Origin of the sequence: Sulfurovum sp. TSL1, from assembly GCF_019972135.1 — a bacterium.
In the GTDB taxonomy this organism is placed as follows: Bacteria; Campylobacterota; Campylobacteria; order Campylobacterales; family Sulfurovaceae; genus Sulfurovum.
Genome location: NZ_BPFI01000001.1, coordinates 137,355 through 153,922 on the forward strand (window position 1 = coordinate 137,355; position 16,568 = coordinate 153,922).

General features: G+C 37.7%; 19 protein-coding genes. 17 read left to right on the forward strand and 2 right to left on the reverse strand.

The window, feature by feature from the left end; translation table 11 throughout:
• Positions 1-78: 78 nt before the first annotated feature.
• The 5 genes from LDM98_RS00655 to LDM98_RS00675 all read left to right on the forward strand — a co-directional run bounded on the left by LDM98_RS00655 (position 79) and on the right by LDM98_RS00675 (position 4,204).
• Positions 79-1,695 carry a cation:proton antiporter gene (locus tag LDM98_RS00655; protein ID WP_223897216.1) on the forward strand — a complete coding sequence of 539 codons (1,617 nt, stop codon included), beginning with the start codon at positions 79-81 and terminating at the stop codon, positions 1,693-1,695.
• A gap of 188 nt (positions 1,696-1,883) precedes the next feature.
• Positions 1,884-2,333 carry a hypothetical protein gene (locus LDM98_RS00660; RefSeq protein ID WP_223897218.1) on the forward strand — a complete coding sequence of 150 codons (450 nt, stop codon included), beginning with the start codon at positions 1,884-1,886 and terminating at the stop codon, positions 2,331-2,333.
• 1 nt (position 2,334) lies between these two features.
• Positions 2,335-2,802, forward strand: coding sequence for a hypothetical protein (locus LDM98_RS00665; protein WP_223897221.1), 468 nt, complete (start codon positions 2,335-2,337; stop codon positions 2,800-2,802).
• 246 nt (positions 2,803-3,048) lie between these two features.
• A complete protein-coding gene (locus LDM98_RS00670) occupies positions 3,049-3,489 on the forward strand; it encodes a hypothetical protein (RefSeq protein WP_223897223.1) in 441 nt (146 codons plus the stop codon).
• A 274-nt stretch (positions 3,490-3,763) separates the two neighbouring features.
• Positions 3,764-4,204, forward strand: a complete 441-nt coding sequence (locus LDM98_RS00675; RefSeq protein ID WP_223897225.1) for a hypothetical protein — start codon at positions 3,764-3,766, stop codon at positions 4,202-4,204.
• Positions 4,205-4,271: 67 nt separating this feature from the next.
• Here LDM98_RS00675 and LDM98_RS00680 read toward each other — a convergent pair whose 3' ends face one another.
• The gene (locus LDM98_RS00680; protein ID WP_223897227.1) at positions 4,272-4,862 is read right to left on the reverse strand and encodes a hypothetical protein; all 591 of its coding nucleotides are present in this window, start codon (positions 4,860-4,862) and stop codon (positions 4,272-4,274) included.
• Between the two features lie 215 nt (positions 4,863-5,077).
• Between LDM98_RS00680 and LDM98_RS00685 the strand changes: the two genes are divergently transcribed.
• The 10 genes from LDM98_RS00685 to LDM98_RS00730 all read left to right on the forward strand — a co-directional run bounded on the left by LDM98_RS00685 (position 5,078) and on the right by LDM98_RS00730 (position 12,697).
• Positions 5,078-5,353, forward strand: a complete 276-nt coding sequence (locus LDM98_RS00685) for a GNAT family N-acetyltransferase (RefSeq protein ID WP_223897228.1) — start codon at positions 5,078-5,080, stop codon at positions 5,351-5,353.
• Between the two features lie 522 nt (positions 5,354-5,875).
• On the forward strand, positions 5,876-6,589 hold the full coding sequence (locus LDM98_RS00690) for a carbon monoxide dehydrogenase beta subunit family protein (protein WP_223897231.1): 714 nt from the start codon (positions 5,876-5,878) through the stop codon (positions 6,587-6,589).
• A gap of 12 nt (positions 6,590-6,601) precedes the next feature.
• On the forward strand, positions 6,602-7,786 hold the full coding sequence (locus LDM98_RS00695) for a transketolase C-terminal domain-containing protein (RefSeq protein WP_223897234.1): 1,185 nt from the start codon (positions 6,602-6,604) through the stop codon (positions 7,784-7,786).
• Positions 7,787-7,798: 12 nt separating this feature from the next.
• On the forward strand, positions 7,799-8,695 hold the full coding sequence (locus tag LDM98_RS00700) for a thiamine pyrophosphate-dependent enzyme (protein ID WP_008242032.1): 897 nt from the start codon (positions 7,799-7,801) through the stop codon (positions 8,693-8,695).
• 1 nt (position 8,696) lies between these two features.
• Complete coding sequence (locus LDM98_RS00705; protein ID WP_223897236.1) at positions 8,697-9,407, forward strand: 2-oxoacid:acceptor oxidoreductase family protein; 711 nt, start codon at positions 8,697-8,699, stop codon at positions 9,405-9,407.
• A gap of 13 nt (positions 9,408-9,420) precedes the next feature.
• Positions 9,421-9,645, forward strand: a complete 225-nt coding sequence (locus LDM98_RS00710; protein WP_008242080.1) for a 4Fe-4S dicluster domain-containing protein — start codon at positions 9,421-9,423, stop codon at positions 9,643-9,645.
• Positions 9,646-9,861: 216 nt separating this feature from the next.
• Complete coding sequence (gene tig, locus LDM98_RS00715) at positions 9,862-11,121, forward strand: trigger factor (RefSeq protein ID WP_223897238.1); 1,260 nt, start codon at positions 9,862-9,864, stop codon at positions 11,119-11,121.
• 17 nt (positions 11,122-11,138) lie between these two features.
• Complete coding sequence (locus LDM98_RS00720; RefSeq protein WP_223897239.1) at positions 11,139-11,804, forward strand: leucine-rich repeat domain-containing protein; 666 nt, start codon at positions 11,139-11,141, stop codon at positions 11,802-11,804.
• Positions 11,805-11,880: 76 nt separating this feature from the next.
• Positions 11,881-12,285, forward strand: coding sequence for a group III truncated hemoglobin (locus LDM98_RS00725; RefSeq protein WP_223897240.1), 405 nt, complete (start codon positions 11,881-11,883; stop codon positions 12,283-12,285).
• Between the two features lie 46 nt (positions 12,286-12,331).
• Positions 12,332-12,697, forward strand: a complete 366-nt coding sequence (locus tag LDM98_RS00730; protein WP_223897241.1) for a hypothetical protein — start codon at positions 12,332-12,334, stop codon at positions 12,695-12,697.
• A gap of 70 nt (positions 12,698-12,767) precedes the next feature.
• Here the strand turns inward: LDM98_RS00730 and LDM98_RS00735 are convergent, their stop codons facing one another.
• Positions 12,768-13,214, reverse strand: a complete 447-nt coding sequence (locus LDM98_RS00735) for a hypothetical protein (RefSeq protein WP_223897242.1) — start codon at positions 13,212-13,214, stop codon at positions 12,768-12,770.
• A 175-nt stretch (positions 13,215-13,389) separates the two neighbouring features.
• On the opposite strand from LDM98_RS00735, the gene LDM98_RS00740 reads away from it, so the two are divergent.
• Both LDM98_RS00740 and LDM98_RS00745 read left to right on the forward strand, forming a co-directional pair.
• On the forward strand, positions 13,390-13,764 hold the full coding sequence (locus LDM98_RS00740) for a hypothetical protein (protein ID WP_223897243.1): 375 nt from the start codon (positions 13,390-13,392) through the stop codon (positions 13,762-13,764).
• 103 nt (positions 13,765-13,867) lie between these two features.
• A complete protein-coding gene (locus tag LDM98_RS00745) occupies positions 13,868-16,492 on the forward strand; it encodes an AAA family ATPase (protein ID WP_223897244.1) in 2,625 nt (874 codons plus the stop codon).
• Positions 16,493-16,568: the final 76 nt, after the last annotated feature.

The window sequence follows — 16,568 nt, forward strand, 5'->3', positions numbered from 1 at the left end:
AGCCATTAAATCCCTTTAATGTCTAATTTATATACAATATGTTTACGCTAAGCATTAAATTTCTGATTATAATTGCGCATGGACACTTTATTATTAGCAATTTTTGCAACGATTTTTATTGCAACACTACTCAATATCATTTTCAAAAAACAGAATATTTCGCATATTCTCGGATATATCTTTACGGGTACCATCATAAGTTATCTTTTTGATTTTAACTCACTGAAAATCGATTCTCTGGAATTGGTAGGGGAGTTCGGTATCGTCTTTTTAATGTTCACTATCGGTCTGGAACTCAGTTTTGAGAAGATCAAAAAAATGAAAGAGACCTTGCTCATTAATGGTGCCTTGCAACTTTTTTTAAGTGCACTCTTCTTTTTTCCTTTGGCCTTTTATGCGTTTCATTTAGATGTTACAGGTTCTATTATCATCGCGCTGGCATTCTCTTTATCTTCAACGGCGATCGTGCTTCCGTATCTGAAAGAGTCTAAAGATATCTATACGCCGTATGGGAAAAAATCGGTCGGTATTTTGATCTTTCAAGACATATCGGTCATCCCTATTTTGCTGCTCATCACCTTTTTATCCTACGGGGCATCCGGAACCGATATCTCCATTATGGAGGTCATGCTCAAAACGGTGTTGGCATTGGTTTTCATCGTGCTGTTTATTCGCTATGTCGGTGATAAGATCGTTGATACGATGCTGAAGTTCGCAGCAAGAACACAACTCGAAGAGATCTTTCTTGGCGCTATTTTTACCATTGTACTGGGTATGGCAGTTTTGATGCATTCCATAGGCTTTACATACTCCCTGGGAGCCTTTATAGCCGGTGTTCTGATCGCCGATACGAAATACGCCATTAAAGTAGAATCGGATATCCTGAGCTATAAGGATCTGCTTTTAAGTGTCTTCTTTTTCAGTGTGGGAACAAAAATCGATATCGTCTATCTCTTTTCCAATCTTCATACGGTTTTCTTGATTTTCGCCTTGGTTTCGCTGGTAAAGATGGGGGTGATCTATCTGATCATAAAGAGAAAGGGAGATACCAATACCTCTATGAAAACAGCGCTTGCTTTGGCGCAGATAGGAGGTTTTTCTTTTGTTATATTTGATCTGGCTTCGGTCAATCATCTGATCACACAGGATATGGCAAATTTTTTATTTTTAATCACCTTCGTATCCATGATCGTCACCCCGTTCGTACTGAACAATATCTATAAACTCTCTTCCTATTTTGAAAAAGAGTTTTATGAATCTGACGTGATCACCCCGATCGATAAAAAAAATCATATTATCATCGTGGGATTTGGTACCCTGGGAAGAGCCGTTGCCAAAGAGCTTTATGCAAAAAACATTGATTTTATTATCATTTCGGACAATTTACAACATGTCTTGTTGGCAAGAAGAATTAATTTCCTTGCATATTTCGGACACCTGAACAAACGCCCCGTTATGGAGTCACTGAAGGTTGAAGAGAGTTCGGGGATTATTATTACTATGCAGGATGAACACACCAAAGATCTTATCAGCCAAGCCGTCATGGAGTACTACAGTGATGCAAATATCATTATAAAAGTCGATACCGATGAAGAGAGACACCACTTCCAGGTGATGCGTAACATTGATTTTGTTGACTCGAACCATGAGTTATCCTCACGTCTTGTGGAGCTTTCATTAAAACATCACAAATAGTCCTCCAATAAGACACTACATAGTGTTCTGACGGTAAAGAGGGTGGATTTTATGATGGGTCCATCCTTGGAAAGACACTGCAAATTTATGTTCTTTGTATGCCAATCGCTTATGATTTTATGAGATTACAGATAAATTATGCTAGTATCACACAAAATTAGTATGATTTATGTAAAAAAGGATAAAAGATGACAAGTGGAAAAGTATTATCATTATATATCACTATGCCAGATATGATGCGTTCAGGTCACCGTATGAGAGTTGAAGACATAGAGTGTGACGAAAATGGTATCATGGGAAGCAGAGACTATGAAAATGGAACCGAACATACGATGGTGTTGGTTTCAAAAAAGAGTTATGACATCATAGAAGAAGCAGAACTTGTTTTTGAACGGGGTCTTTTAATGGAAGACATTTATGTCGATGTAGACCTCTATCATCTGAAAAAAGGATCTATCATTGAGATAGGCGAAATGATCTTTGAAGTGACTGGGGCGTGTGAAGATTATCGGTATCTTTATGCCTTTGCACCCGAGCTTCCTGAACTTATTCAAGGAAACCGTGGTCTTTTTATTACCCCAATAGAGTACGGAAGAATCGAAGTTGGTGATGAAGTAAACGTGATAAAAGAGGCCTAATATGAAAAAAATAGGTATCGGTATAGACTACAGCAACATCTGTAAAGACTATAATACTTCCTATTTGGATCGAGATAATAAAGACCCTGCAACCACGAAATGTATGAAACAAGTACTTACTTGGACTCAGGGTTTTTTATCTGAACTTTTAGAGCACTTTGGTTATACCATACATCATCTGCATTCTGTTACGCCAGTAAAGATAGAGGATGTCGCTTCAAAAAGATTTCTTTTTTACTCTTTGGAGAAAGAGATCACGCTGCAAAGCTATGTGATACAAAAAGCGTATGTGGAATATGGATCTTTGAGTGCCTGGGAGTTGGAAAGCGAGGAGGGCATACTAATACAGAATGAAGAAGATGGGGGAGGGATATTTCTCTATTTCAATGAAAACTCCAGTGAACATCAATGGATCCTCGATAAGCTCAAAGCGTTCTCTTTAGATGAAGTTCCCTTTCATGCAAAGTAAAAAAGATGCAATGGTGAGATAATATATTTATTTTTTATTATAAGTTATAATTATTATTACCATGAAGAATTCTGCTGATAATCCACCTTTTTTAGAGAAGTTCTTATCATTTTTGTGCATACTTCTGTTTTATTATGATACAATTAAAATAGTTGATTTGATAGATATCTCGAAGAAAAACATACTATCAGATCTTTAGGCTTTTCATTGAAAATGATCAGCAATATTACTTTAGGAGAAAATGTAATGAAAGTAATTAAAGAAAAACTGGAAGAAATTGTAGCACTGATGAACGATCCGGAAGCAACGGTATCGGAAAAAGAAGTGAAAGAGAAACTTGAATCAGTGATGTCTCTTCTGAATAATCCTGAAAAAATTGAAATGAGCGAAAAAGAAACCAAAGAAAAATTAGAAGAGATCGTAGCACTTGTGAACAATGTGATGGTAGACCCGGATATCGATATTGAATATTGTATACCTGATGTAGCGACAACATTAGACACTTGTGATGTTTCCGGAGATCCGTATATCTTGGTGACATATATTGTGAGTGACTATGCAAGACCGACACGTAAGATCCGTTTATCCGGTTCAAATATGCAAAATACACCAAAAGTAATAGCTGACCTGATTACTTTCTCTATTGAACAATTTAAAAGTGAGATAGACACTGTAGAGATTAGATGAAGCTCCCTTTCATGCAAGGTAAAAAAATGAAATGGTGAGATAAGATATTTCTTTATTCGTCATCATCATTCATCTTAATCCCCTCATGAAACGTTTTGCTGATAATTCCCCTTTTTTAGAGGAATTTTTGTCATTTTTTGTCGCATACTTCTGTTTTATTATGATACAATTATCATAAGGGGTTTGGTAGATATCCCTTAAGAAAAAGATACTATCATATCTTCATGCTTTTCATTGAAAATGATCAGCTAACTTATTTTAGGAGAAAATTGTTATGAAAGAAATTAAAGAAAAATTGGAAGAAATTGTAGCACTGATGAACGATCCGGAAGCAACGGTAATGGAAAAAGAAGTGAAAGAGAAACTTGAATCAGTGATGTCTCTTCTGAATAATCCTGAAGAAATTGAAATGAATGAAAAAGAAACCAAAGCGAAACTCGAAGAGATTGTTGCACTTGTGAATAATGTGATGGTAGACCCGGATATCGATATTGAATATTGTATACCTGATGTAGCGACAACAGCAGAAAGTTGTGATGTTACAGGAGATCCTTATATTTTAGCGACTTATGTTGTGAGCGAATACACTAGACCAACACGTAAGATACGTTTATCCGGTTCAAACATGCAAAACACACCAAGAGTGATAGCTGATCTGGTTACTTTCTCTATTGAACAATTTAAAAGTGAGATAGACTCTGTAGAGATGGGTTAAACCCTCTCTTGAAAGAAGATTTTATCTAGGCTAAAAAAGTTTTATCTTTAGCCTGAAAATTTACTGCCTATTTAACAATTTCATGGAATTGTTCATAGACCCTTTTGACGTATTTTGGTTTCAGACCTGTAGTTTTGATCTCTGCAAGCTCTTGTTTAATATGCTCCTGTGTAATGGCGATGAGATTTTCCCATCTTTTTACCAAAAAGTTTCTTATATCTGCTTCAAAATCACCGTTATACTCAGGATATGCAGCATTTAATTTCTCTACAATATCAGCAAACTCTGTCTCTTTAATCATCTCTAACTGCTCTTTTGGATGTGTTTTTTCGACATCTACAAGGTGTGCCCAGCCAGTTTCTACTATGACCTTTAACTCTTGTGCATAATCTCTCTCTTCGTTCGGAAACTTTTGGATCAATGCTGCAGCGATATCTTTGAGTGCATTGGAATTGACGATCTCTAACTCTTCTTCAAACCCTTTTAGGTTTGCTTCATACTCTGCTGCATCTTCATACATTTTTGCGATCTCAGCATTTTTACTGTTCACTTTATCGTTTTTTTTGGGAACAGTATTATCTTTCGCTGCATCTGCATGCGCAGCTTTAAGTTCTTCCATTTGTAATTCTAAATAGAGCTTTTCTTTCTTTTCAGCCATCGTATCAATACCCCATAATGATTTTTTTGTATTCTAGCATTAGTTGTTTAATTATTAATTAAACACCCGACCTCAGGAATAAGATAAACAATAAACAGGCTTTATATTGCCTCATTTAGGCTCTAAGACATCGATATAAATGTAAGTTCAAACCTATTTAATAAATTGCAGAGAAAAAAAATGATAAAATACACAAAAAATAAAAGGAAGATATCATGTCCAATACACTAATTCACAATGAAGATGAATGTAAATATGAATACCATATAGATGACCATGTAGCCTATATTACATATGAGGATCAAAATGGGAACATGCTTTTGACAGAGACCCAGGTACCAGATGCGTTGGCAGGACAAGGTCTTGCTAAGACGCTTTTGGAAGATGTACTTGAAGAGATCAGAAAAGCAAATAAAAAAGCTGTAGCTAAATGTTCATATATAGAAAAATATCAAGAAAAAAACCCAGAAAAAAGTGATCTGTTTGCATAGATCTATCCAATTGAATAAGTCTAAAGAGATTTAGATTTATTCACTACCATATCCTTCATATATCGGATATGCTCAACAACAATAGTTGAATCTTTCTATCATACCTCTATTACCACATGGTAAAACATAACATTGCTTACTATATATAAGTGAGAAGAGTATAACCATTAAACGATGCAGATTTCACTATTTGCTTTATTTTATACATGACTTTTATCAGTTTTTCCTATGATTTATGCAACATTTAGTAACTATTTGACTGATATCTGCAACATTTAGTAACTATTTGACATAAGTCTATCGTATAATAGGGGTCTTGTCTTCTATATTTAAATTATATTCGATACTATTAGACACAAATTCATGTTTTTCAAAGATGTGAAGGTACCTAGTTGTACTTTCTATTTGAGAACTTTATATCTACTGATAATGAATTTTAAATGTTAAATACACTGGAATTTAAAAATGTTTTAATACACTTTAGTGTATTTTTCAAAACTTCATACATATAAGGAGTCAACTATGACGAAAATCGTAACAGAAGGTCCTGCTGGGTATATGCCACAGTCAGCACCGGCAATGGGGGTAGAGCTTGCGCCAGAAGGTTCAGCTTTGCTTTATGGTAATGTTGTCACACCTGAAGAGGCAATGAGAGATGCTGCTAGAGCACTACTCACAAGAGACAACCCAACAATCTTCCCTGGTCCACAAGTTTTATGGGACTGGAAAGATGATGTTGCGGAAAAAGCTGCAGCAATTTTAGATCTTGCATCTGAGATTCCAAACTGTAAAATCATTCCAATGCCAGATTACAGACCAAAATATCCGAAGATCGATGTTAAGGCTGAAATCAATCCAAATCACCCAAATCTAACAATCTTGGATAACAGAATCAAAGCTTGTGTTTTTGTCGGTGTGCATTGTCACTATGCAAATCTTTCTCTTAGAATGATCCGTGCAGGTACTGATTGTTATACAACTGCATTATGTGCTTATATGGGACATGAAGAAGCAATGGCATCAATTAGAGATCTCCATGCATCAGACATTCAAAAGTTCAAAGAGATAGTAATTGAAGAAAGAAACAAATTAGGCATTGAGTGGGAAACTACTCTACCACCTGAAAATCCGTCTTTAGAAAAAGAAGATTACAGTACATTATCACCGGCTGATTATGGCGAGTATAGAAGTCTCATCATGACCAAAAAAGGTGAGCATGTTACTGAAGTCGAATAAAGGAGAAAATCAATGGATGCAAGTCAAAGACCACAATTAGAAAAGAAAAAAGCAGATATAAACTATATATTAAAAGAGGCTCCAAGAGAGCAGCACTTTATTACAGGTGCACAGGCGATGGCGGAAGCTGTTAAAAGAGCAAACGTTGATATGGCGATTGCTTATCCTATTACACCACAGTCAGAGGTAATGCACCTTGTTGGTGATATTTATGCACAAGGTCACATTAAAGAGTACTATAGAGCTGAAGAAGAGCTTGGTACTATGTCAGCGATCGCTGGTGCTGCAAGAGCAGGTGTTCGTCTATTTACGGCAACATCAGGACCGGGACTTCTTAGAGGTCTAGAGGCAATCGTATCATGGTCTGGACACAGAGTTCCAGCTGTACTTGGTATCTTGACTCGTGTTGTAAACGCACCGTTGTCAATTCAACCGGATAACATCGAAATGGCATACATGATGCACTGTGGTGCTGTAATGCTACATGCTGAAAACCAGCAAGATACATTCGACTATACATTGGCAGCATTTGCTATCACTGAAAAAGTTGATGTATATATTCCAGTAGCTGTTGCAACAGAAGGTTTCTTCGTAACACACGCTAAGGGTTATGTTGATATGACAGCTGATGATATTTGTCTGAACGACTTTGATCCAGTTGCAGCGCCGGTTCCAGCTATGGATAACGAAACTCCACCAGCAAGAATTCAGCGTGATGCTCCAGTTCAAAAGTCAAACTTCATGTCTTACTTGATTCACTCAGTATGGCAACAAGAGATCTGGGATTCAAATCAACGTGCGATGAAATATATCTATGAATACCTTGGTGGACCAATCGAAGTTCAAAACCCTGAAGCTGATGTATTTGTTCTTGGTTCTGGTTGTGCAGCAGCACAATGTAGAGAAGCGCACAGATATGCTCAAGAAGATGGATTAAGTGTTGGTTTCATTAAAGTAAAAGCGATCAGACCATTCCCAACTGAAGAGATCAGAGATGCATTAAAGAATGCAAAATCTGTAATCGTTCCAGAACACAACATTATTGGTTGGTTATGTAAAGAAGTTAAAGCAGCTATTCCAAACGGTGGAATTGTTGTAGAGGGTCCAAGAGTATACGGTGGTATGACACTTCCAGTGGAATTGATCATGAAAGAAATTCATACTGCTCTTGGTCTAGAGTACGATCTAAAACTATAAAAAGGGGATAAAATGAGCTTAAAATATATAACTCCGGCAGAGAGATTTAAAAAATATTTACCAAAAGATTATGTTGAGTTAGTTGACTACGGTCCGTTTGGAAAAACTCAAGATGAAGCTGGTCCAGGAAATATGGGACAGTTCAAAGAGTTAATGGAAGAGCACCCAATGTGTTCTGGTTGTTGGATGGCGTATTTCATTAGATTGATCTTCGCTTCATTACCACAACCTGAAGAGACTGTAACATTAGGTACAGCTGGATGTGGTCGTTTGGCTATTTCTCAAGCAGCTGTTCCATTCATCTATGGTAACTACGGTGACCAAAATGCTATGGCTTCTGGTCTTACACGTGCTTTCAGATTACGTTTCCCTGAGAAACACAAAGATGTTATCACTATCGCTGGTGACGGTGGTACTATGGATATCGGTTTCTCTATGACTATGCACTCATGGATCCGTGGTGAAAAATTCACAACGATCATGCTTGACAACGAAGTTTATGGAAACACTGGTGGACAAGAGTCTGGTATGTCTCCTAAAGGTGCTATCCTTAAGATGGCTCCACTCGGTAAAAAAGGTGAGAAAATGCCTGCAACAGCATTGGCGCAAGCTGCTGGTTGTGTGTATACAGTAAGACTTTCTCCAACAAACATCAAGAAAGCTGCAAAAGTTATCAGAAGAGCGATCTTTGTTGCTAGAGAAGTTGGTCCTACCTTTGTTCATGCATATACTTCATGTAACATTGAGTACTCTATCCCTACTGAAGATGTATTTGCTGATGCAAAAGAGAAAGAGAAAACAAGATTCCAATTCGAAGAGTACATGACTGATGAAGCTAAAGCGGTTATTGATCGTGTAGAAGCTGAAGAAAAAGCAGCTAAAAGAGCTAAAAAAGCAGAGGTGGTTTAATATGGCTGAGCAACAGAAAAGAGAACGATATAATATTAGAATTTCAGGACTAGGTGGGCAGGGTGTTGTAACGACTGCTCACATCCTTGGTTCTACTATGGATAACGCAGGTAAGTTCGCTTCATTGGTACCATTCTTTGGTTCTGAAAAAAGAATGGCACCTGTTGAAGCATATGTACGTGCTTCTAATCAACCGATTTATGAAGTGGGTGAAGTTGTTTACCCTGATATTATTATGATCTACCACTCACAAGTTATTACACATGGTAAATCATATACAATGCCTTTCTATACAGGTCTAAAGCCGAACAGTTTGATCATTATCAACACGGATCATGATGTGCTTAATGAAGATGACATTAAAGTTCTTGAAGATCTTAATGCAACAGTTGTACAATTTGATGCAACAGCATTGGCACTACAAATTGCAGGTACTGAACTTGCGACGAACATGGCGATGATGGGTATGCTTCTTGGTCTTACAAAACTTGTATCAACTGAGAACATTGAAGCAGCGGTAAAAGAAAGATTCTTAGGAACTTCATTTGTTTCTTCTGGTGGTACAGCAATGCTGGATTCTGCTATTGAGAAAAAGTTTAAGAAAAAAGAAGAGTTACTTCAAAAGAATATGGATGTTATCAATAAAACTTTTGAGATGGCAGACTCTGTAGACATCAGTGGATCTGAACTAATAGTCAGATTTGACATATAAGGAAGGGAAATAAATGTATTATGTAGCAAAAGTAGATGCAGATAAATGCGCTGAATATAAATGTAACACGTGTACTCTATATTGTCCAGAAGCGAATACGCTTATGTTTGATAAAGATAGAAACACATCATGGGTAGATGAAAACAGATGTAAAGGATGTGCACTTTGTGTATACGTTTGTTCTGACATGCTTGATAGAAATTGTATTACAATGGAAATGGCTGGTCACGAAGAGTAAGCATTTCAAACCCATTGGTCACCCTCTTGGGTGGCTAAGCTAAGTGATCTCTCTGATCATCTAGTTATACTATCAATCCAAACCTTCATATAAAATCTTAAACAGTAAAATCAAATTTAAACCGCTATCTATCGTCTCAATTGTAGTTAAATGGTTTCACATGTTAATTTTAGACAATAATGCTAAAATTACGCAATTAAAACCGAAAGGATTGTAGTGAAAGTTACAGTAGAAAAAGTAGATGATATAAACTACATTATAAGTGGTTCAGTTAAAAATAGCGTGATCGAAGAGAAAGTCGCTAAACTTAAAGAAGAAGCAGCAAACGCACCCAAAGACGAAAAGTCGACAGATGAAAATATCGAGCAAAATGCCGCGGGACAAGTATTTCAAGACTTCATTAATGCAGGAATAAAAGAAGGAAATTTAGAGGTTGAGAAGATTTTGGGTCAACCTGGACTTAAAAAATATGAGCAACAAGATGATAGTATTTATTTTGAAGTAGAAGTAGCTGTCAGCCCTGAGATCAATGTGGATGACATTGATTTCGATGAGATCGCACCTAATTACACAAAACCTACAGCAAGTCCTGAAGCTGTAGAAGCAAAACTTGCAGAGTTCGCTCAACAACAAGCGCCATTTACCAAGCTTGAAAATCCAAAGCCGATTGAAATCGGTGATGTTGCTGTGATCGATTTTACAGGGTATATAGATGATAAACCTTTTGAAGGCGGAAGTGCTGAGAAGTTCAATATCAAAGTAGGGTCGAACAAGTTTATACCAGGATTTGAAGAGCAGCTTGTTGGTATGGAATATGGGGAAGAAAGAGATGTGATCGTCACTTTCCCAGAAAATTATTCTGCAGACGATCTGGCAGGTAAAGAAGCCAAATTTGTTGTAAAACTGCATGAGATCCAAGAGCAGAAACCGGTAACGATAGATGACGCTTTTGCACAAAAAGTATTAAACAATAACTCAGCCACGGTTGAGACACTGAAAAAACAATTCTCAGAACAAGTCACAGCTGAAGAGCTGTCTCAAATTTATATGCGTGATCTTAAGCCAAAGATGGTAAAAGCTTTACTTGAAAAATTTGACTTTACTTTACCAAACAACATAGTAGAGACAGAAATAGATGCAAAGGTCCGTGAAAAGACTAGAGGATTCACTGAAGAGCAACATCAATCCTATGTTGAAGATAAGGAAAAATTTAAAGAGCTTAGAGAATCTGTACGTGAAGAGGCAAGACAAAGTATCAAGTTGTCACTTATTGTTGAAGCCTTAGCTAAAAGAGAAGGTATTGATGTCCATGAACAAGAGGTGATCGCTGCACTGGGTTACCAGGCTACAATGACCGGTCAAGATCCACAGGCACTACTAAAATACTACCAAGATAACAACTTGATGACAGCAGCTAAAATGGGACTCACTGAAGATAAACTTTTCGGTCATATACTCGGGTTCCATAAAGCATAAGTAAGCCTTGCTGAGTCATGAATAAAACGGATGAACTCTGGGTTCACTCACTTTGGAAATGGGCAGATGAAAATGCGGTCCCTGATCTACAATGGATAGCTCACGATTCATATCTGAAGGGTGGTTACTTTAAAGGATTACCAAGAAGCAAAGAAGCGTTACTGAACTTAACAGAGCTAAACCTTCTTGGTATGCAACTTAGTGACCTGCCTGCAGAAATAGGAAATTTGATACACTTAAAGAGGCTCTACCTTTTAGGGAATCAGCTTACTCAATTGCCGTCTGAGATAGGTAAACTTGTGAACTTGGAAGAACTTTATGTTCCAGGCAACCGATTAAGCTGCCTGCCAAGAGAGATAAGGGCTTTAAGACACCTAAAGCTTCTTCTTCTTCAAGAGAATCAACTAAGAACCCTGCCAAAAGAGATTGGAGATCTTCTAAACTTGAGAACCTTGGAACTCGGAGGGAACCAGTTGACATTTTTACCCGAAGAGATAGGAAAACTTACCAAGTTAAGCAAATTAACGCTTTGGAAAAACAAGCTTACAAAACTGCCAGACGAGATCGTGCATCTTGTAAACCTGACAGAGTTGGATTGTATTTACAATAAATTAGCGTTGACAAAAGCACATGTTGAGTGGCTAGAGGCCTTACTCATCAAAGAGTGTTCAGTGAATGTGTAACGCTGAATCGTTATACATGTAAATACACTTGTAGTATAGTTTAGCTATACTCTCAGCATTAATATTAGGAGAGACAATGCCTTATGATTCAGTTGACAGACCTTCCGTAGAGAGAATGGTACGTGAGTTTTATACTGACGTACTTCAAGATGATATCCTAGGTCCTATCTTCATCAAATCTCTGGGGAATGATCTGAAAAACGGTAAATGGCATGAACACCTTAATACCCTATACAATTTTTGGATGCAGATGATGACAGGCGAGTCTCCGTATCAGGGACACCCTTTTCCTCCGCATGCATTTCTAGGACCGCTCTACCGTGAAACCTTTGAACGTTGGTTAGAACTTTTTCATGAGACGGTCTATCGGCTCTTTGTGCCTGAGATTGCTGACAAGTTTTATAGAAAAGCGGATATCTTGGCAGAACAGTTCATGGATAACCTCGGTATTAATGATGAAGACGAGGATGACGATTACTAAAAAAAGTATGGGTAAAGTGTTTAGAAAAGTTTAACAAGGAGATGAGATGAGTGAACAGTCAAAAATATTGGCAGAGTTGCAGGAGATCATTATGACCATTTTAAAAAATGGATCTGCCTCAGAGGCAGAAGGTCAGAGGATCGACGAACTTGAAGCCTTGCTGCATGAGCAAAAGTGTTATAAAGCGATCGATCATGAAGTATATGAGTATCAAGGAGAAGAGATAGCTGCTCTCTTTGCCACAGGCCACACTATGGAAGCCATAGAGAAAATGTGTGAGTGTGAAATCACACCTGAGGATTTTTTTGGGTTTATAGCCTATCATGATGAAGATGAAGAGTATGTGGATCTCTTTACCGATGCATTTATCGCAGAGGTAGAAAAGATCTATGAATCAAAGTGCCACTCCTAGTAGCAATAGTGTAAAGTTAAAGAGATTTTATTTTTTACGTTTTCTCTCTCATTAATGAAGAGAGAAAAAGCTATTTTGCGTTCTTGGCCTGTATCACTGGATTTTTCATTACAGCTGCGCGTACATCTTCATTTTCATCTATCATTAATAGATCCAATATCTCAGACGGGGTATTTGGATTCACTGCAAGAGAGGATCGCACATTTTCATCTTCATGTTTACTGAGTCTGTTTAATAACTCTACGGGGGTATTTGGATTTCCTGCGATCCAATAGGAAAGATCACTATCCTGGCTTAGTTCAATTAAAGTCTCTGCAGGTGTATTCAAATGTTCTGCAACAAACTGTCTGACCAGAGGGATCTCATCTTGACTTAGTTTCACTAATGTTTCTGCTGATGTATTGATATGTGCAGCGACACGCACGCGGACAAATGGATTCTCATCTTGGCTTAATTGATCTAACATCTCTGAAGATGTGTTTTCATCTTGTAATTGTGTTAATGCATCTGTATTCATTATGGTTGTTACCTTTATCGTTTTTCATCTTTTTTTGCATGAATTATTTGGATGCATTGTAGCTTTTATATCTTAAATATTAAAGCTCGTAGCATGCCTTTGATGTTTGAAATAGGGTTTTAAGTGAATTTACAATATGATGGCCTAGAAAAGTCCCAAAGGAATACACAGAGTAATGGATACAACGATCGATATACACTTTCATGTAACAGAAGAACAACAAGAGACGATAGCGTTCAGAGCATCAGAAAATGGTTTTGATGATATTACTGCGTATCTAAAAGTGGTCGCACTCAAAACACAGGCATTTACGCTGACACCTGCAGGTTCATCAACCGGGAAAGCATCTGTAGAACTTGGATTTAAGGTCACAGAGATACAAAAAACAAAAATAGAAGAGAATATGAAAGAGAGCGGTTGTGAAGACCTTGCAAGCTATCTCAGATATGTTGCATTGCATGCAGTGGTCACAGCAGTCGTAGAAGTACGCTCAACAGGAAGCCTGGATGCAATGTTAGCACGTATCTCCAAAGCAAAGGGAAACGGCTAGTTTTCACGCCAGTGACCTGATATCCATAATTAAGATAGAAAAGCTACAATTCACTTAATTTATCATAGAGATCAAATAGATCTAAACAAATAAGAGTAAAAAGATGACAGAAACAGAAGCATTAGTCAAAGCAAATATTGAAAAATACAAGAAACTAGATAAAGGTGAGTGGGATGATGAAGCACTTATAGAGGCGCAGAACAATATAGAATTTGTAAAACAATTCAAAGAAGAACTCTCTAAAGAACTTTTTGGACAAGATCAAGCGATCAATGTGGTGGCCAACAGTATGAAAACCACAGTCAAGGATCAAAAAGGACCTAAGGCCACCTATCTTTTTTTAGGACCTCCGGCTACCGGTAAGACCTACCTTGCAGAACTGATGGCAGAACATATACCTAAGTATAAGATCATGAAGTTCGACATGACACAGTACCATCAGCAAAACGGTGGAGAGCTGTATGGATATCCTGCCGGATGGAAAGGGTATGGTGTCGGTCAACTGACTGGTTTTGTACATAGAAACCCCAAGGCGGTTATCGTACTTGATTCATTTGAAAAGTGTGACAATGTCATCCAGAACAACCTTTTCTCCATCTTTGAAGGTGGTAAGATGCGTGATGCATGTGGTTGGGACAAGATCACCGATGAGCCGTGTAATGAAGATCCTGATATCATCTATAACGATGAAAATGCAAACTACCTAGTGGATTTTACAGAGGCGATTTTTATTATTACAACGAGTGTAGGTAAAGAGCTTTACCAAGACTACAGGTTTCAAGATCTGGTTGAGAAAGATTATGTACAAGCTGAATCTATGATCCTTGAAGCGATCAAGAGAGAGAAGAAAAGAGAAAGTAGAAGCGGCGGTATCCAGGAGGCTATCGTACCAGAGCTTGTTTCCAGATTCTCCAAAGCACATATTGTCCTCTTCAATAAGCTGGAGTATGATGCCTTTGAAAAAATATCCAAAAGGGTGTTTTTAGGCTATAAAGATGAGTTCTATGACCAGTATAAGATCGAGTTTGTTGTAGGTAACAACTTTGACAACTTTTTGAAAATTCAGATGCTTAATTTTGCTCCGGAACTGGATGCAAGACGACTTAAAGAGAAAGTGAGTACCTTCTTTTTTAACAGGATCACACAATTCATGCAAGACTCAGATAAGCCGATCATGTATTTCAAGCAGATCAAAGTATCTCTCTCCAAAGAGTCTGTAGCATTTTTAAAGGAACGGGTACTCCCACTGATTGAAAATGAAACACTCGTAAGGGAAATGTTCAGAAAAAATACGACCCTTGATGTCAATGATAGCATCATGGAGAAGCATGGCATCATTACCTATAAGGTCAACGCTTGTAAATTTTCACAAGTAGTAAGGATCAAAGACTTTAGCGAAGATGGTCTGGTCTTTGATATCCCTAATGTTTCTTTTAATGATATTGCGGGCCATCATAAGGCAAAGCAGAGATTGAGAGAGGTCATTAACTTTTTTAAAGAGCCAAAACTCCTGGAAAGTTTTAAGATCGTACCACCAAAGGGTATGCTATTGTATGGACCTCCGGGTACAGGAAAAACGATGCTGGCAAAAGCCTTTGCCAAAGAGGCGGAACTTCCTTTTATCTCAACTACTGGACTTGAACTGCTCCAACCTGAAAAGACCAAATCGATCTTTACCAGGGCAAAAGCGTATGCACCTGCGATCATCTTCATTGACGAAATCGATACCCTCGGAAGACGTGATGGAGAAAATGGTCGAGAAGTACCTATTAATAAACTCTTATCAGAGATGGATGGTTTTGCAGGGAGAAAAGGTGAAGATATCTTTGTGATCGCTGCAACCAACTACAAAGAAAATATCGATCCGGCCATTATCAGACCGGGAAGGGTAGAGATCCATATAGAGATCAATAATCTTGATAAAGATGCAAGACAGTACTTTCTGGAGAAAGTGATCAATGAAAAGCCTACAATCGGCACATTTGACATGAAAAAACTGCTGATGTATACCACAGGATTTACAGGTTCTCAACTTGAAATGCTGGGGAAAGAAGCTTCATACTACTGTCTACGTCATGGTTTGCCTGCGATCACTCAGGATATTCTCATTGATCAGATCAATACGATCAAATACGGTGAGAGACAATCTTACCTCTCTCTTGAACAGATGTTTGAAGAGACAGCGATCTATGAAGCGGGACGTGCGGTCATCTCTAAGGTCTTAATGCCTCATATTCATATAGAGCATGTAAGCATTACGCCTAAAGACAATAATGAGCATTTCATTTCACATAATTACAGTGATGTGCAAGAGAACATGACTGTCAAAGATTTTAAAGACAAAATCTGTGTATCACTGGCGGGAAGAGCAGCTCAGATCAAACAGTTCGGGGATGTAGAAGGTATGGATTCTGGTGCTTCAAATGACCTACAGCAGGCCACGCGTGATGCCTACGTGGCTATTGCACATTATGGAATGGATAAAGAGGTCGGGTATATCAATATCAATGGTGTGATGGATGCACAACAAAAATCTGTTTCCAATAAAGATACAGAACACTATCATGAGAAAATAGACTCAGCACTTGAACGCTGGATGGCTGAAGGTGAACAGAGAGTGGTTGATCTAGTCAATAAGCATTGGAGTACGATAGAAAAACTCTCTAAAATACTTCTTAAAAAAGAGATCATTTATGCAGATGAACTGGATGAGATTCTAACTAGATAACATTTTATGATCGTAGGTAAGTCTTGATTACTATCTAGGCTTGGCTATGTTTCTCTATGTTATGTTTTATATATAT